This window comes from Allobaculum sp. Allo2 (genome assembly GCF_022701175.1).
In the GTDB taxonomy this organism is placed as follows: Bacteria; Bacillota_I; Bacilli_A; order Erysipelotrichales; family Erysipelotrichaceae; genus Allobaculum; species Allobaculum fili.
In genome coordinates this window covers 1,821,740-1,837,182 of the sequence record NZ_CP078088.1, presented here as the reverse complement: position 1 = coordinate 1,837,182, position 15,443 = coordinate 1,821,740, and the positions used below count along the sequence as shown (strand labels likewise).

Here is a 15,443-nt window from a genome sequence, read left to right as displayed (position 1 = left end):
GCTTGTTTTCTTGCGGCCGCTGAAAGGAGAAACCCCTTTTCATGAATAAAACGTTTGAAATTGAAACCCTTGGATGCAAGGTCAATGAATATGAATCCGCCTATTATGCCGAACAGCTCGAAAAGGCCGGCTTTCGCAAAGTACAGCCCGGCGAAACGGCGGATGTGCTCGTCATCAATACGTGCACGGTAACCAATACAGCTGCCGCCAAATCCCGGCGCAAAATTCACCGGGTAAAGCGGGAAAATCCGCAGGCGGTTACCGCGGCGGTCGGCTGCTACGTACAGGTCAGCTCAAAAGAAGAGCGCGAAGAACTCGGCGTTGACGTTCTGATCGGCGCTGCCCATAAAGATCAGCTGGCCCAGATTCTTCTGGAAACCATGCGCCAAAAGGAAGAACAGGCGAATGAAAATTATTCTGCAGGACCAGATGCAGAGACGGCCTTCTCCTCCAGGGATGGCGTGGAGGATCTTGTGGAATCCTCACGCGATCTGACGCGCTTTGAATCGATGCCGATCGGTCATTTTGAAGGCCAGCACCGCGCCTTCCTCAAAATTCAGGACGGCTGCAACCAGTACTGCGCCTATTGTCAGATTCCATTAGCGCGCGGACCGGAACGCAGCCAGATTCCCGAGGAAGTCGTTAAGAGCGCCGTTTCCCTGGCAAAAAGTGGCCATAAGGAAATCGTACTGACCGGTATTCATACCGGCCGCTATCGCTTCCGCCAGACGGATCTCAGCCAGCTTTTAAAGCGGCTTCTGGAAAATACACCGGAAGACGTTTGCTATCGCATTTCCAGCATTGAAATTACCGAAGTCAGCGACGCGCTTCTCGATCTGATGGCTGAAAATCCGCGCATTCTGCCGCACCTTCATATTCCAATTCAGGCCGGCGATAACCGGACCCTCGCACGTATGAAACGTCCGTATACGGTCGAAGATTTTGAAAAGCGTCTCGAAGAAATCCGCGCGCGCATTCCGCACATTTCGATTTCCACCGATGTGATCTGTGGATTTGTGCAGGAAAGCGATGACGAATTTGCGACAACCGTAAAAACGCTCGAAGACTGCCGCTTTTCCTTTCTGCATGTGTTCCCGTATTCGAGACGCAAGGGAACCGCGGCGGATGCGATGACCGGCTTTATTCGCGGCGATATCGCCAAAGCCCGCACCGATCAGCTGCTCGAGCTGTCCGCAAGGCTGCGCGAAAAGGATATGGACCGCTTTGACGAGGCACAGGTTTTAGTCGAACGTGCGGACGCGAACGATCCAAACCGGTATCTTGGGTATACATCCCAGTACCATCCGATCCAGATTCTCAGCGAAACGCCGCTGAATGGCCGCGTAAATGTTAAAATGACGGAAATCCAGGACGGCCATTACCTCGCCGTTTTAAAAGAAGAGTAGAAGAAGAGTAGAAAGGGATTTATGAGACTTTCAAAAATGTTCAAGGATACCCCGACCATCAACATCGAAGGGCTGTCCTTCGATACGCGAACGATTAAAAAGGCGATATGTACTTCTGCCTGCCCGGTCTGTCGAGCGACGGTCACGACTATATCGATCAGGCGATTGAAAAAGGCGCCATCGCGATTGTGCATTCCAAGCCGGTTGTACCGTCGGCTGCCGGCGTAGTCTATATCCGTGTAGACGATACGCTCGACGCGATGAATCAGGCGGCGCGGATTTTCTACAACCGTCCAAGCGACGATCTGCGCATGTACGGCGTGACGGGAACGAACGGAAAGAGTACCGTCACCAACATTATTCGCCACCTCAGCCAGCCGCAGACCCCTGCGGCTATATCGGAACCATTGCGATTTCCTATGGCGACAAGACGCTCGTGCCGGAACTGACGACGCCGGACGCGATCACGCTGCAGCGTCTGCTTCGCGATATGGTCGACGCGGGCATGAAAGCCTGCGCCATGGAAGTTTCTTCGCACGGCCTGGCGCAGAAGCGCGTGAAAGGCATCGATTTCGATGTGGCAGTCTTTACCAACTTCACCTACGATCATCTCGACTTCCACGGAACGATGGAACGCTATTTTGAAGCCAAATCCCTGCTGTTTTCCAGGCGTGTAAAAAGCGAAGGCGTCTCCATTCTCAACGCGGACGATCCGAAATGCGCGGATCTGGCTGCGCTCAGTGCGGCTCGCGTAAAAACGTACGGCATCAATTCACCGGCCGACTACCGCGCGATCAACGTCGTGCTCACGAGCACATCGACGTCCTTTGATCTCGTGTACGGCTCCAAAACGTATCCGGTCGTTTCCAACCTCGTCGGCGATTTCAACGTAGCCAACCTTCTGGCAGCCATTGCGGCGGTGCACGAAAGCAGCGATCCGCAGTCCCTCGAAGAAATTCTGACGAAAACCGCGAACATTCCGCAGATCGCCGGACGCATGGAGCAAATCAAGGAAGGTCAGAACTTCAATGTGATCGTCGACTTCGCGCATACGCCGGACGGTCTGGAAAAGATGTTCCAGTTTGGCCGTTCCATTACCAAGCCGGGCGGATCGCTGATCGCCGTCTTCGGATCGGCGGGCAAGCGCGACAAGCCCAAACGCAAAGTGTTCGGCGAACTGGCCGATCAGTTCTGCAGCATGGTCTATCTGACCGAAGACGACCCGCGCGATGAAGATCCAAAAAATTGCGGACCAGATTCGCGAAGGCATGAAAAACGTACCGAACGTTTTTGTTTCTGACCGCTATGAAGCCATTCGGCAGGCGATCGAAGCCGCCAATGAAGGCGATACGGTTCTCATTCTTGGAAAAGGGGATGAACCCTTCATGTACTATGAAAACGGACGCGGCCCATGGGTGGGCGACAATAACGCCGCCAGAGAGTGCCTCAAGCGTCTTCAGGGTGAAACCGTCGACGAAGACTAGCACTCTTTTCCGCATCAAAACCGAGAATTCAATCCACCATACAGAGGATGACGAAAAATCGTGATCCTCTTTGTTTTTGCCAATCCTGCCATTCGGTCATTCTTCTGGCGAAATCGTGAAATCCTTTCTACTATGTTTAAACAGCGCGGACCCAGGCAGGCGGGAACGCGCTGATTTTTATGTTTCGATATCGGATAGCGTTAGAATCCGCATAGACGATCCGGATTTTGGCAGTCCGCCTGGATCCGGAATACACGCGGCGACTAGGCAAAACTCCATGAGAAAACCTGGAGAGGCGGCGCCTCGGCCGCAGCGGAAATTTTCACATTTTTGAACGTTATCAGTTGAAATCTTTTCGTAGTCACCTATAATAGTGAATGTGATTCAGGAAGGGGGTTGTAGTATGCCAAAAGTAGTTGTTAAAGAAAACGAACAGCTGGATGACGCACTTCGTCGTTTCAAACGTCAGGTCTCCCGCAACGGTACCCTTGCTGAGGCCCGTAAAAGAGAATTCTATGTTAAACCGGGCGTTAAGAAGAAACTGAAATCCGAAGCTGCACGCAAGGTTCGCCGCGGCAAGTAATGCCAAACAATCTGCTTAGAAGCAGATTTTTTTACGAATATTTCATTCCGGTTTGCTTGAATAAAGCGAAAACGCCCAAAAGGAGCGGACGGATCCAGCAGGTTTGACCCCGCGCGAATTCGATTTTCGGCTTTTTAATGCAAGAAGGAACCAACCTCTGGCCGATCGGATTAAAATCGGCTTGAGTCCATAACAGGCTGCGGTCTGAAAAGGAGATTTTTATGGAAAAACTTCTCGATTGTTCCGAACTGCCCTATGACATTCTGGTCGCTCTGCCCGGATTTCAGGATGCCAATTTCAAAGTCATTGAAAAGGCCTTTCCGGTTCAGATTTTTCTGAAAAACCAGACGCTGAAAATTGTCGGTTCTTTGGATGCGGCGATTGAGAAAACCGAACAGGTTCTCGATGCCATGGTACAGTCGCTCGATCGAAACGGGCACATCGATCTTGATGAGGTGGAACGCCTCTGCTTCCTTTCCTCCAAGGGACAGACCGCGCTGATTGTCGACGGCGCAGAAGAAGCACCGATTGCCCGTACGCGCGCCGGAAAGCTTATTTATCCGCGCACGCCTCACCAGAAGGAACTGGCGGAAGCATTCCGCAATGAAAGATCATTTTCGCCTCGGGCGTAGCAGGTACCGGAAAAACGTATCTGTCGGTCGCGTTCGCGGTCGATCAGTTCAAAAAGGAAAAGATTTCCAAGATCATTCTGACCCGTCCGGCGGTCGAAGCCGGCGAATCCCTGGGCTTTCTGCCTGGCGACATGAAAGAAAAGGTCGATCCGTATCTGCGTCCGCTCTATGACGCGCTCAACGAAATGCTGGGCGCGGATACAGTCGAAAAGCTGCAGGAAAAGGAAATCATTGAAATCGCGCCGCTTGCCTTCATGCGCGGCCGTACGCTCAACGACGCCATCGTCATTCTCGATGAAGCGCAGAATACCACAAAAGCGCAGATGAAGATGTTCCTGACCCGAATGGGCAAAAACTGCCGCATGATCATTAACGGCGACGTCTCGCAGATCGACCTGATCCGCAAGGAAGATTCCGGTCTGATCGACGCCTGCAAAATTTTACAGGGCATTGACGGCATTAAAATCCTGTACCTGGATCAGAGCGATGTCGTACGAAATCCTCTGGTACAGAAAATCATTGAACGCTATGAAAACAGCGCCCGCTAAGCCGGACGCTTTTTCTTTGGATATCTGATTCTGGCCTGCGGCCTCTAGGTCAAACCAAAAACGGTGCAAGGTCAATACGGATACAATGAAAGCACTAAGAAATGTCCTTTGTGAATTCTTATCTCATCCGATTTGTACAGGACATTGTTCAGAAACAGGAGGGATTTGAAATGGAATCCAATACTGAAACGGTTCAAAATGAAAATCCGATTCTCGGAGCGGTTATGGTCTGTCATCCGCCCATTATCGTGCCCAACGTAGGGCAGGGGAAGAGCGCCGCATCCAGGACATTACAGACGCCTATGAGCAGGCGGCTGCAGAAATCGGCGCGATGAACCCGGACACGGTCGTCATCATCTCGCCGCACGCTCCAAGCTATTTTGACTACATTCAGCTGACTTCGCCGAAAATTTCCGGAGGCGATCTGAGTCAGTTTGGCGATCACGAAGATCACTACATTATCGATAATGACGTTGAACTCGTACAGGAAATGAGCCGGCTGGCCGAAGAACAGAATTTCCCGATGGGGACGCTTGGACAGCAGGGCGGAAACCTGGATCACGGAACCGTAGTTCCGCTGTACTTTCTCAATCCGCAGATCGGCCACCATACCCGGATCGTTCGGATGAGCATTGGCGGACTCAGTCAGCTCGATCATTACAAAGCCGGCAAAATTCTGGCCCAGGCGGCGAAAAACCTGAACCGGAAAGTGGCGGTTGTCGCTTCCGGCGATCTTTCACATTGCCAGAAGGAAGGCTCCAGCTACGGCTTTAAAGCCTGCGGTCCGGTGTATGATGCCAAAATCATGGACGTCATGGGCAAAGGCGATTTTAAGACACTCGTAGAAATGCCGGAAAACGAAGCCGAAGATGCCATGTCCTGCGGTCAGAAACCGTTCTGCGTTATGGCCGGCGCATTAGACGGTCTGATGCCAGAGTCGAAAGCCCTCGCGCACAGCGCGGAATTTGGCGTGGGCTATGGCATCTGCACGTATACCCATCTTAAGGAAGAGGAAAGCCGCAAGCTGGAAGAAACGATTGAAAACGACTTAAAAGCCAGACGGCACGCCAAGCGGATGAAAGAAGATGTCTACGTTCGGTTTGCGCGCAAGAACATCGAATCGTTTGTTCGCGACGGCAAGACGGTCAGTCTTTCCGCCCACAGCGGTCTGCCCGAAGAAATGTTAAAGGACCGTGCCGGTGTCTTTGTTTCTATCCATGAATTTGGAAACCTGCGCGGCTGCATCGGAACGATTGCTCCGGTTCATGAAAATATTGCCGCGGAAATCGCGGCCAATGCGGCTTCCGCCTGCTCCGCGGATCCGCGTTTTCCAGCCGTTCGTCCTGACGAACTCGATTACCTGGACATTAACGTCGATGTTCTGACCAAACCGGAACCGTGTACGAAAGACCAGCTGGATCCGAAAAAGTACGGCGTCATCGTCCGTCAGGGTAATAAACGGGGCGTTCTGCTTCCGGATCTGGAAGGCGTAAACAGCGTGGACGAGCAGATTTCCATCGCCATGCAGAAAGCCGGCATTCCGGCGCATGCAGACGATGTCGAACTGGAACGTTTTGAGGTCGTACGTCACGTATGAAATGCGACGTCTGCTTCCGGAAATGCGATCTGAAAGACGGCCAGATCGGGTTTTGCAAGGGGCGGGAAAATCGAAACGGTAAAATTGTTCCCGCAATTACGGCCGCATTTCTTCCGCGGCGCTCGATCCGATTGAAAAGAAGCCGCTTGTCGATTTTTACCCCGGCAGTCTGATTCTCTCGGTCGGCAGCTACGGCTGCTCCCTTCGCTGTCCGTTTTGCCAGAATCATGAAATCAGCCAGCAGGATCTGGAAGGGCAGTGTGAAACGGTAACTCCGCAGCAGCTCGTCGACAAGGCCCTTTCTCTTGTGCCGTACGGCAATATCGGCATCGCCTTTACGTACAACGAACCGCTGATCGGTTACGAGTTCGTACGGGACAGCGCCCGGCTTGCCAAAGAGAACGGTCTTAAGACCGTCCTGGTCACTTCGGGAAATGCGTCCGAAAAAGTGCTCGATGAACTGCTTCCGTATATCGACGCCTATAACATCGATCTCAAGGGATTTACCGACGACTATTACCGCTACGTCGGCGGAAATCTGGACATGACCAAATGCTTTATTGAAAAAGCCGCTAAGGCGGCCCATGTCGAACTGACGACGCTCATTGTTCCTGGAAAAACGATTCCGTTGAGGATATGGAACGCATGGCCAAATGGATCGCTTCGATTTCGCCGGATATCGTTTTGCATCTCAGTCGGTATTTCCCCGCTATCACGAAAAAGAAGACCCTACGCCGATCGAAACCTTGAAAAAACTGCAGAATACTGCGAAGAAATATCTGAAAACGGTCGTTCTCGGCAACGTCTGACACGTTAATTAAGTATTAAATTCAGATAAAGAAATCATCTCAAAAGACACGAAAAACCGGGTTCCCGTAAGAAGAATCCGGTTTATAAAATGGGTGACAAATGATCTAGTAAACGTAAGGATTGGCCAGGTCGCGACCTCTGCCGCGGCGGGGAATCAGGGCTGTGATTTCGTCGTGGTCGTATCCAACCGCCATGCTGCGTTCGGAAAGAAGAATCGGACGCTTGAGAATGGACGGATTTTCGTGGATGAAACTGGTCAGTTCAGAGATCGTCATATCGTCAATTCTTCCGTTAAGCAAAGCATAAGTCTTGGAACGGGTAGAAATGATGTCCTCTGTTCCGTTTTCGCAGCGGGCCATCAGATATTTAATCTCCTGCTCGGTCAGATCAGACGAGAAGACGTTTTTTTCAATATAATGAATATGATTTTCATCGAGCCATTTTTGGCTTTTCGGCAGTTTGAACAGCCGGGGAAGTATAGAACAATACGGTATTATTCATACGGCTGAATTCAGCTCCTTTCTTAGAGTTCTTAACAGCGAATTAATCCTATCCAAAGGGTAGGCAAGATACAAGACCGATTCAAATTTCACTTTGAAAAACCGCAATTTTAAAGATGAAAGCGCTCCGCATTTTTAAATTACGGAAAATTGTGTGATAGAGTGTTTTATTCACCCTCAGAAAACGATCGTAAGGGAATCGTTTCCTTCTTTATATAAGCGTCTTTTTCGAATCTTCTACGATCAAAGAGGCGGGTCAGATTGTACCTGTCCGAAAAAGTGATATATTAACAAAGTAATTTTTGAAAGGATGAATTATGGGAAGACATTTTGAAGTGCGTGCAGCAGCCATGGCCAAAACTGCCGCCGCCAAAGCAAAGGTATACTCCAGATACTCGAAAGAAATCTTAGTGGCCGCAAAGAGCGGTGTCCCTGATCCCGATATGAACCAGGCGCTCAAAAGGCAATCGCCCGCGCCAAGGCTAACTCCGTCCCCTCCGATGTCATCAAACGTGCCATTGATAAAGCAAAATCCTCTGCGGATGAAAGCTTCTCGGCAGCTCGTTACGAAGGATTCGGCGCCGGCGCCGGCTCCACCATCATCGTCGACTGCCTGACTGACAACGCCAACCGCACTATCGCAAACCTGCGTGCCTGTTTCAACAAGTCCCATTCCAAAATGGGCGTAAACGGATCCGTATCCTTCGGCTACGAAGATCTCGGCGTCATTGTTGTTCCGTTTGAAGACGAAGATGCCATGATGGAAGCCATGCTCGAAGGCGATATCGATCTGCGCGATGTGGAAGTGGAAGACGGCTACATGACCGTTACGGTCGATCCGACTCAGCTCGATGAAGCCAAGGAAGCCATCGATAAGCTGATTCCGGATGTAAAATACGAAGTTCTCGAACGCCGCATGGTTCCAAACGAAACCGTTGAGCTCGAGGGCGAAGATCTCGAACTGTTCCGCCGTCTGCTGACTCTGCTTGACGAAGTCGATGACGTACAGAACGTTTACCACAACGTATCCAATATCTAGTTTTCAAGGAAAACAGAGTTTAAACGGCTTTTCCATCGGATTCTCACGGCCTGCGTCCGGAAATTCGGCTTGAAAAAGCCGTTTTTATATTGCTCGAATGGTATGTCCGCTTATTGTTGAAGCGGAAGCAAAGGAACACGACGCAGACGGGAAAATTTCCGCTTCTGCGGCGTGTTGCTGCATATTCTGCCTGCGGCATGGAACTGAGCTCTGATCCTGAGGGCAGGAGTGTACGGCTTTACTTCTGGTCTTCGACTTTTGCCAGAGCCGGTCTTCCTTGCGGTTGGTCAGCGCAAGCTGAAAGTTTTCTTTAGCCATCGGATAGTGTGCATACAGCTCGTTTAAAAGCTCCTTCATTTCCTGACGCTGTGAATGGCCGTCGTTTGGACAGACGGGTTTCACGGCAGGAATCTCATTGTCCCGGCACGCTTTGATGATTTCTTCTTCCGTGGCGTAGACGAGCGGACGAATGAGCGTAACGTCCGTTCTGGACATGTACTGGCTGGGCGAGAAGCAGGCGAAGCGTCCGCCGTGAATGAGATTGAGCAGGATGGTTTCCGTCGCATCGTCGGCATGATGACCGAAGACGACTTTATTGCAGCCAAGCTTTTTGGCTTCTTCGATGAGTGTTCCTTTTTTGAGCGTGGAACAGAGCGAACAGGAAATCCGATCGCCCTGCAGATTTTCGGGAAGATTTAAAATATCGAAAATGCGGGTGTCGACAATGTGAAGTTCAAGATTGTATTTCTCGGCGAATTCTTTCATGAGCTCGGTTTCCTTGCTGGAAAAGCCGACGTCGATATGAATCGCGCAAAGGGAAAAATCCTTTCCCTTGAATTTCTGATACATGCTCAGCGCCAGCCACAGCAGCATGGAATCCTTGCCGCCAGAAAGAGCTAGGGCGAGCATATCGCCAGGTTCAATCAGGCGAAAGTCCTGATCGGCCAGGCGGATTTTTCGAAGTAGAGTCTGCAGTTTCATAAATATGGGTTTGTGTTTAACCTTTCGGGGAAAAGACAGACGGCAGGCTGCCCGAGCGGCATACGGCAAGGTCGCATGTGCCCCTTGAATGCTTTCCTGCATGGAAAACGTCACCAGCAATTTTTCGCAAATGCAATGGCTGAAGGGAGGGTGCGGAAAGGGGACAGGTCTGTCTGTTTTGATGTTTGTTCGGAATTGCTTAAAATAGCGGTATGGATGGAATTCTTGTAATCAACAAGCCGGCGGGGATGACGAGTTTTGATGTCATTGCCAGGCTTCGTAAACAATATAAACAGAAAAAATTCGGCCACGCCGGCACTCTGGATCCCATGGCTTCCGGCGTTCTGGTCGTTCTCGCCGGCAGAGCCTGCAAGCTTCTGCCGTTTTTAAAAGATACCGATAAAGAGTATATCGCGCGCTGCGAACTTGGCGCTTCTTATGACACCGATGACATCACCGGAAAGCTCGAAGCGATTCGCCCGGTCACTCTGGATTTTGATGTGCAGAGTCTTCTGGATTCCTTTAAAGGCGAGCAGCATCAGCTCGTTCCCAAAGCAGCAGCTAAAAAGGTGGACGGAAAGAAGCTGTATGAATACCTGCGAGAAGGTAAGGAAGTCCCCAAAGTGTATTCGGATATTACCATTTACGATATCCGTGCCCTGGATGCGCCCCAATGGATGGACGATTTCGTGACGCTTGCTTCTGAAGAAAAGACAGAAGCAACCGAGGGGAAGCGGCTGAGAAGGAACAAAATGAACAGATCGAACTGGAGGAAAGAGAATCCGTTCAGAAAGCGGATTTCTCGTTCTGGGTTTCATGCTCTTCCGGTACGTACGTTCGCTCCATCTGCCGGGATTTTGGCGTAAAGAGCGGAAACCTCGCCGCAATGAGCGCCCTGCAGCGAACAAAAGCCAACGGCTTTACGATTGAAGAAGCCGAAGACTTAGAAGCACCAGAACATACGCTTTATCCGATGGACCGGCTCCTGGATCTGCCCAAAGTCGATTACGAAACACCGGACGATATTCGAAACGGAAAAACGATCCATTTTCAAAGCGAATACGATCAGGTTCTGATGATGGACGGAAACGAAGTTCTCGCCATTTATACGCGAAAATTCAGGGACCGGGATCTGTTTTCCTGTACAAGGGGGCTCTGGCAATGAAAAGCATACGCATAGAATTCGATCAGATTCCGGCTTTAGAGAAAGCGTCTGCGCCCTTGGCTATTTTGACGGCGTCCATCGAGGACACCGGCAGCTGATGGAGACGGCGATAGCCAAAGCCAAAGCCGCCGGAATACAGAGTGCCGTCCTGACGTTTGATCCGGACCCCTGGCAGGTGCTGAAGCCGAATGCGGATCTGCATCATCTAAGCGATCTCGAAGACAAGGCGATGATTCTCGAGTCGATGGGCATCGACTGCTTTTACATCGTGAACTTTACCCGGGAATTCGCGGGCCTTTCCAACGAACAGTTCCATCAGTTTTTAAAGGATCTGAACATTACAGAAGTCGTCTGCGGCTTTGACTACACGTACGGGAAAAAGGGAAGCGGCAATATTGAAACGCTCAGAAAGGACAGCGGTCTTCCGGTCGATGTGATCGAACAGATCAGCGATCACGAAGAAAAAATTTCCTCCAGCCGGATCGAAGCGCTGATTCGCGAAGGCAATGTGGAAGAAGCCGGCGAACTGCTCGGCTATTTGTACACGATGAAAGGCACGGTGGAATCGGGCTTTCAGCGCGGCCGCAAGCTTGGCTTTCCGACCGCCAATCTCTCCTTTTCCAAAGAAGAGCTCTGCCCGGCTTCCGGCGTGTACGCAGGGTATGTTCTCGTAAAGAATCACGCGTACAAGGCGATGATCAATGTCGGCACCAATCCGACGTTTAACAACCGGGAAAAGACGATTGAAGCCCATCTGTTTGACTATTCCGGCTCCCTCTATGGCAAAAAGTGCGCTTTCTGTTCGCCAGGCGCCTGCGTTCAGAAATCCGCTTTGCGAGCGTAGACGATTTAAAGGAACAGCTCAGGCGGGACGAGAAGGCATCTTTAAAGGCACTAGCGTTGCCGGATGCCCGTCTGGACCATACAGTTAATTTATGGAGTTTGGATGGGCTCGATGGTATACTTGAACCGTGAAGTCAGGTGAAATTATGTCAAATCAAACTAGTGCAATGAAAGTAACGGACCAGTACGGCTCGATCGTATACAACCGTTCCGTTTTTTCTGCAATCGCCCGCAATGTGATTGATGAATCGAAAGACGTTGAAGTCGCAGAAAGCTCCAAAGTATTCCATGCCGACAAGCTTTCCTGGATTGAAGACGGAAAACTGTATATTTCCATTCCCGTTCGGCTTGGCGTAAATGCCAATGTTACGGATTTATGCGCGGCCCTGCAGAACAAGATTTACGAAAGCATTGAATACATGACCGACTACAAACCAGAATCGATTGAGATTCAGGTCGTCGGATTTATCTTTAGGGAAATCGGCGGATTTCCTTTTTTGAAAGGAATACAAGACACTATGAAACAGAAAAAGACCCTGGCCGATGTTGAGCCGATGAGCCCGGAAGAACTCGAAAAGGACTTTCGAATCTCTCTCCGTTTATTTATGACGCCATCAAGGATCGACTCGACGAAATTCCTGTGGAAATTCAGGAAGCGCTCGTACAGAAAATTCCGCTGAGCACCGATCTCATGCTGAAATACGGCATCCCGTTTAACCGTCACCAGATGCGCATTATCGCGCTGAAGGCGATCTATCAGAATCTGCTCGTCGGAACCGATATCCGCAAGGCGCTCTTTGATCTGCTTCATGGCCATAACGCCATTGACGGCTACCTGTATGAGCTTTCCATCGGCACTATGGAACACAAGGACGAATACATCGAACTGCTCTCCTCCAAGCTGCGCAGGGACTGGACCTGGAACCGCATGCCGGTTATTGAACAGGCCATCCTTCTGATGAGCACGCAGGAAATTCTGGAAGGAATCGCCCTGAAACCTGCGGTCATCAACGAAGCGATCACGCTTTGCAAGGAGTACAGCGAGCCCGGTTCTGCCAAAATGGTGAATGCGATTCTTGATTCGCTGAAATGAAAACTATAAAAGTTTCCCAGCTGGTCACGCTGGTCAGTCAGTTTCTGACGTCGAAAGTCCATACGGACAGCGTCATGATTTCCGGCGAACTTTCCAACGTTCGCTATGTCAGCGGCCACTGCTACTTTGATCTTAAGGATGAAGAAGGACAGCTTTCCTGTACTCTCTGGCGCTCGAATGCGAGCCGGGTAGGATTTACTCTCGAGGACGGAATGGCTGTCCTTGTTCATGGAACGCTCGATCTTTACGTAAAGCGCGGTCAGCTGAAGTTCAATGTCGACCATGTAGAACTCGGCGGCATCGGCGCGCTCTATCTGCAGCTTGAAGAGCGCAAGAAACGACTGGCTGCCGAAGGTCTTTTTGATCAGGGCCGCAAAAGCCAAGACCCGAGGAAATCAATAAAATCGCGATCGTAACGGGCAAGACGACCGCCGGCCTGCAGGATGCCCTGAAAACCATCCGTCTGCGCTGGCCGATGCTTCAGGCCACCCTGTTTCCCGCACCGGTGCAGGGAAATGACGCCCCGCCCAAAATTGTTGCGGCGCTCAAAGAAGCCGATGCGGCCGGCATGGATGCCGTTCTGCTCATTCGCGGCGGAGGAAGCTTTGAAGATCTCTTCTGCTTTAACGACGAGCAGATCGTCCGTACGCTCGCAGCCATGAAAACGTACACCGTCACGGGCATCGGCCATGAAATCGATACGTCGCTGGCCGATCTGGCCGCCGACCATCGTGCTCTGACGCCAACAGCCGCGGCGCAGTGGGTGACGCCCGATCAGAACGAAGTACGGGCCAGACTGGATGTGCTCACGCGCCAGATGGAAGAGCGGACACGCCGCCTGCTTCAGGTCAGCCGGCAAAATCTCCTGTATCTGGTCGGCTCTTCGCCCCTGTCCAATGTGCAGGGCTATCTGGAAACGCGAAGAGCACCCCTCAATGTGCAGATTCAAAAGCTTAACGGTGCCTTTGCGGCCATTCTGTCCAGCGCGCAAAGCCGTCTGGAAAAAGCTTCAGCCTTTTTGCCGGTCGAAATGGAAAATCTTTTGCGCACGCAGAAAAACCGGCTGTCGAGCACGACGTCCGCGCTCTATTTTGCAGCGCCCGTTCATCGCATTACTCTGATGCAAAATGAGATCGGCCAGAACGTGCAGAAAATGGAAAAAGCCATGGACTGGCACTATGAACGCAGCCGCAGTGCGCTTGATAAACTGGACGCGCTTTTGCAGGCGCTCTCCGTAGAGCGTACGCTTGAACGCGGCTTTTCCATCGTCCGCCAGAACGGACACGTTCTCTCTTCGGCCGATTCGCTCAAAGCCGGCGATTCGCTTGATATCCGCTTTGCGAGGGGCTCGGCTGTATCCGTGGTTCAGTCGGTTTCACCGGATCTGAAAACGGAAGGCGAAGCGCCGGACACGGATCAGTAAAAACGCCTGGGTTCATCCCAGGCGGCAAAGGACATAAAATTTCTGAAAATAGCGTTTAAACCAAACGTCTTTGCACAGTAACCGGAAGATTCGGTTCAGTCCTCTGGATCGAATCGTTTCGTTTCCCATACAGAAAGGAGCCATACTGCCATGGTTCAAAAACGACAGCGATCCCGGCACCGCTCGATGCCCAGGGTCAGCCCATGAGCTTTCAGAAAGCCATGAAGCGCCTGGAAGAAATTGTTAACCAGCTCAACGATCCCAATCTCGATCTGGAAACCGCGCTTGTTCTTTACAAGGAAGGCCTTCAGATTTCACAGTTCTGCTCGCAGCAGCTCGATCAGTTCCAGATGGAAATGAATCAGCTGAGCGCTCAGGCCAATCGAGGAGACGTCCATGAAGCCTGAACTGGAAACGTGTAAACAGGTGCTGGAAAAGCGCCTGGACGAAAGCATTGCCGCTTTAGAACCGTCCCGGATTCAGGAAGCCATGGGGTACGCCCTACTTGGCGGCGGCAAGCGGCTTCGTCCGCTGCTGCTCTTTGCGGCCCTTGAGGCGTATGGTCTGGATCCCTTAAAAGGTCTGGATATGGCGTGCGGCATTGAAATGATGCATACATACTCGCTCATTCATGACGACATGCCGGAAATGGACGACGACAGGATGCGCCGCGGCAAACCGTGCACACACATTCTGTTTGGAACGGATGTCGGCCTTCTGGCAGGCGATGCCCTGCAGACGCTGGCCTTTGAAATGGCCGCAAAGGCGGAAAATCCAAAAGATGCAGCTGCACTCTGCCGCCTGATGGCGCAGAAAGCCGGCGCCAATGGCATGTGTCTCGGACAGGATCTCGATTTGTGGAGTTCGGCTTCGGATGACGAAAGCCTGGAGCAGCTCGTGCGCATTGAAACGCTCAAAACCGGCTGTCTCTTTCAGCTGCCGCTCAGTTCAGCCGCTCTTATTGCGGATCATGAAGAAGATCTGGACGCGTGGGATGAAATCGGCAGGGAACTCGGCATTCTTTTCCAGTTACAGGATGATCTGCTGGAAATGACGAGTACCGAAGAGAAGATGGGCAAGTCCCTTTCGGATACGCGCAATGACAAAGCGACCGCCCTGACGCAGTACGGAATCGATCAGGCGACGCGCAAAATCGAAGAATGCTACGCGAAAATCGATCGTACGCTGGATGCGCTCGGTCTGCAGGATCAGACTCTGCGCGAACTTTTGATGAAATTCGCCATCGTACTCACTGATCCGAAATCAGGCTTCGGCCTGAAAAACAAACGAATTCAAAAACTCTTAGAATACGCCTTCAGGCGATAAGGGAAAGGAGTGT

The 15,443-nt window shown here is 51.4% G+C and carries 20 protein-coding genes and 2 pseudogenes; 20 read left to right on the top strand and 2 right to left on the bottom strand.

Annotated elements, in window-relative coordinates; genetic code table 11:
• Positions 1–41 precede the first annotated feature (41 nt).
• From mtaB to KWG61_RS10280, 10 genes are all read left to right on the top strand, one after another.
• Positions 42–1,406, top strand: coding sequence for a tRNA (N(6)-L-threonylcarbamoyladenosine(37)-C(2))-methylthiotransferase MtaB (gene mtaB / locus KWG61_RS10310; protein ID WP_230267393.1), 1,365 nt, complete (start codon positions 42–44; stop codon positions 1,404–1,406).
• A 107-nt stretch (positions 1,407–1,513) separates the two neighbouring features.
• Positions 1,514–1,855 carry a Mur ligase domain-containing protein gene (locus KWG61_RS17565; RefSeq protein WP_367614197.1) on the top strand — a complete coding sequence of 114 codons (342 nt, stop codon included), beginning with the start codon at positions 1,514–1,516 and terminating at the stop codon, positions 1,853–1,855.
• Complete coding sequence (locus KWG61_RS17560; RefSeq protein ID WP_367614196.1) at positions 1,843–2,706, top strand: Mur ligase family protein; 864 nt, start codon at positions 1,843–1,845, stop codon at positions 2,704–2,706. Before KWG61_RS17565 ends, KWG61_RS17560 begins: the two co-directional genes overlap by 13 nt.
• Positions 2,675–2,890, top strand: a complete 216-nt coding sequence (locus KWG61_RS17555; protein WP_367614195.1) for a hypothetical protein — start codon at positions 2,675–2,677, stop codon at positions 2,888–2,890. The genes KWG61_RS17560 and KWG61_RS17555 overlap by 32 nt, the downstream gene beginning before the upstream one ends.
• 403 nt (positions 2,891–3,293) lie before the next feature.
• Positions 3,294–3,473 carry a 30S ribosomal protein S21 gene (gene rpsU / locus KWG61_RS10300; RefSeq protein ID WP_230267396.1) on the top strand — a complete coding sequence of 60 codons (180 nt, stop codon included), beginning with the start codon at positions 3,294–3,296 and terminating at the stop codon, positions 3,471–3,473.
• 221 nt (positions 3,474–3,694) lie between these two features.
• Entirely contained in the window at positions 3,695–4,105 is a 411-nt protein-coding gene (locus tag KWG61_RS17550; RefSeq protein WP_367614194.1) for a hypothetical protein, read from the top strand.
• A complete protein-coding gene (locus KWG61_RS17545) occupies positions 4,084–4,653 on the top strand; it encodes a PhoH family protein (RefSeq protein WP_367614368.1) in 570 nt (189 codons plus the stop codon). Before KWG61_RS17550 ends, KWG61_RS17545 begins: the two co-directional genes overlap by 22 nt.
• A 170-nt stretch (positions 4,654–4,823) precedes the next feature.
• Complete coding sequence (locus KWG61_RS10290; protein WP_242743666.1) at positions 4,824–4,988, top strand: hypothetical protein; 165 nt, start codon at positions 4,824–4,826, stop codon at positions 4,986–4,988.
• Positions 4,934–6,250 carry an AmmeMemoRadiSam system protein A gene (amrA, locus tag KWG61_RS10285; RefSeq protein ID WP_367614367.1) on the top strand — a complete coding sequence of 439 codons (1,317 nt, stop codon included), beginning with the start codon at positions 4,934–4,936 and terminating at the stop codon, positions 6,248–6,250. The genes KWG61_RS10290 and amrA overlap by 55 nt, the downstream gene beginning before the upstream one ends.
• A gap of 106 nt (positions 6,251–6,356) precedes the next feature.
• A complete protein-coding gene (locus tag KWG61_RS10280; RefSeq protein ID WP_367614366.1) occupies positions 6,357–7,067 on the top strand; it encodes a radical SAM protein in 711 nt (236 codons plus the stop codon).
• Between the two features lie 97 nt (positions 7,068–7,164).
• Here KWG61_RS10280 and KWG61_RS10275 read toward each other — a convergent pair whose 3' ends face one another.
• Positions 7,165–7,473 (bottom strand): ArsC/Spx/MgsR family protein, encoded by a 309-nt coding sequence (locus KWG61_RS10275; RefSeq protein WP_242745653.1) that lies wholly within the window; start codon positions 7,471–7,473, stop codon positions 7,165–7,167.
• A 404-nt stretch (positions 7,474–7,877) separates the two neighbouring features.
• Here KWG61_RS10275 and KWG61_RS10270 point away from each other — a divergent pair.
• Positions 7,878–8,599, top strand: a pseudogene (locus KWG61_RS10270) (YebC/PmpR family DNA-binding transcriptional regulator).
• A gap of 84 nt (positions 8,600–8,683) precedes the next feature.
• Here the strand turns inward: KWG61_RS10270 and KWG61_RS10265 are convergent.
• On the bottom strand, positions 8,684–9,580 hold the full coding sequence (locus tag KWG61_RS10265) for a tRNA 2-thiocytidine biosynthesis TtcA family protein (RefSeq protein WP_242743665.1): 897 nt from the start codon (positions 9,578–9,580) through the stop codon (positions 8,684–8,686).
• A gap of 212 nt (positions 9,581–9,792) precedes the next feature.
• Here KWG61_RS10265 and truB point away from each other — a divergent pair, with 212 nt between their 5' ends.
• The 9 genes and pseudogenes from truB (at position 9,793) to KWG61_RS10220 (ending at position 15,430) form a co-directional block, all read left to right on the top strand.
• Positions 9,793–10,446, top strand: a complete 654-nt coding sequence (truB, locus tag KWG61_RS10260; protein WP_242743664.1) for a tRNA pseudouridine(55) synthase TruB — start codon at positions 9,793–9,795, stop codon at positions 10,444–10,446.
• A gap of 20 nt (positions 10,447–10,466) precedes the next feature.
• On the top strand, positions 10,467–10,745 hold the full coding sequence (locus KWG61_RS10255) for a hypothetical protein (protein ID WP_242743663.1): 279 nt from the start codon (positions 10,467–10,469) through the stop codon (positions 10,743–10,745).
• Positions 10,687–11,720 (top strand): annotated as a pseudogene (locus tag KWG61_RS10250) (bifunctional riboflavin kinase/FAD synthetase). The gene KWG61_RS10255 and the pseudogene KWG61_RS10250 overlap by 59 nt, the downstream one beginning before the upstream one ends.
• Positions 11,721–11,734: 14 nt before the next feature.
• Complete coding sequence (locus KWG61_RS10245) at positions 11,735–12,268, top strand: hypothetical protein (protein ID WP_242743661.1); 534 nt, start codon at positions 11,735–11,737, stop codon at positions 12,266–12,268.
• Complete coding sequence (locus KWG61_RS10240) at positions 12,229–12,681, top strand: transcription antitermination factor NusB (RefSeq protein WP_242743660.1); 453 nt, start codon at positions 12,229–12,231, stop codon at positions 12,679–12,681. Before KWG61_RS10245 ends, KWG61_RS10240 begins: the two co-directional genes overlap by 40 nt.
• A complete protein-coding gene (locus KWG61_RS10235) occupies positions 12,678–13,097 on the top strand; it encodes an exodeoxyribonuclease VII large subunit (RefSeq protein ID WP_242743659.1) in 420 nt (139 codons plus the stop codon). The genes KWG61_RS10240 and KWG61_RS10235 overlap by 4 nt, the downstream gene beginning before the upstream one ends.
• Entirely contained in the window at positions 13,076–14,104 is a 1,029-nt protein-coding gene (xseA, locus tag KWG61_RS10230) for an exodeoxyribonuclease VII large subunit (protein WP_367614365.1), read from the top strand. Before KWG61_RS10235 ends, xseA begins: the two co-directional genes overlap by 22 nt.
• Positions 14,105–14,307: 203 nt before the next feature.
• Positions 14,308–14,511 carry an exodeoxyribonuclease VII small subunit gene (gene xseB, locus KWG61_RS10225; protein ID WP_242743658.1) on the top strand — a complete coding sequence of 68 codons (204 nt, stop codon included), beginning with the start codon at positions 14,308–14,310 and terminating at the stop codon, positions 14,509–14,511.
• Positions 14,501–15,430: a polyprenyl synthetase family protein gene (locus KWG61_RS10220; RefSeq protein WP_242743657.1), complete on the top strand. Its 930-nt coding sequence runs from the start codon at positions 14,501–14,503 to the stop codon at positions 15,428–15,430. Before xseB ends, KWG61_RS10220 begins: the two co-directional genes overlap by 11 nt.
• Positions 15,431–15,443 lie beyond the last annotated feature (13 nt).

Bases quoted from the DNA above. Each gene is read 5' to 3' on its own strand.
- mtaB (WP_230267393.1), top strand. From the start codon at position 42: ATGAATAAAACGTTTGAAATTGAAACCCTTGGATGCAAGGTCAATGAA.
- KWG61_RS17565 (WP_367614197.1), top strand. From the start codon at position 1,514: ATGTACTTCTGCCTGCCCGGTCTGTCGAGCGACGGTCACGACTATATC.
- KWG61_RS17555 (WP_367614195.1), top strand. From the start codon at position 2,675: ATGAAAAACGTACCGAACGTTTTTGTTTCTGACCGCTATGAAGCCATT.
- rpsU (WP_230267396.1), top strand. From the start codon at position 3,294: ATGCCAAAAGTAGTTGTTAAAGAAAACGAACAGCTGGATGACGCACTT.
- KWG61_RS17550 (WP_367614194.1), top strand. From the start codon at position 3,695: ATGGAAAAACTTCTCGATTGTTCCGAACTGCCCTATGACATTCTGGTC.
- KWG61_RS10290 (WP_242743666.1), top strand. From the start codon at position 4,824: ATGGAATCCAATACTGAAACGGTTCAAAATGAAAATCCGATTCTCGGA.
- KWG61_RS10265 (WP_242743665.1), bottom strand. From the start codon at position 9,580: ATGAAACTGCAGACTCTACTTCGAAAAATCCGCCTGGCCGATCAGGAC.
- truB (WP_242743664.1), top strand. From the start codon at position 9,793: ATGGATGGAATTCTTGTAATCAACAAGCCGGCGGGGATGACGAGTTTT.
- KWG61_RS10255 (WP_242743663.1), top strand. From the start codon at position 10,467: ATGAGCGCCCTGCAGCGAACAAAAGCCAACGGCTTTACGATTGAAGAA.
- KWG61_RS10245 (WP_242743661.1), top strand. From the start codon at position 11,735: ATGTCAAATCAAACTAGTGCAATGAAAGTAACGGACCAGTACGGCTCG.
- KWG61_RS10235 (WP_242743659.1), top strand. From the start codon at position 12,678: ATGAAAACTATAAAAGTTTCCCAGCTGGTCACGCTGGTCAGTCAGTTT.
- xseB (WP_242743658.1), top strand. From the start codon at position 14,308: ATGAGCTTTCAGAAAGCCATGAAGCGCCTGGAAGAAATTGTTAACCAG.
- KWG61_RS10220 (WP_242743657.1), top strand. From the start codon at position 14,501: ATGAAGCCTGAACTGGAAACGTGTAAACAGGTGCTGGAAAAGCGCCTG.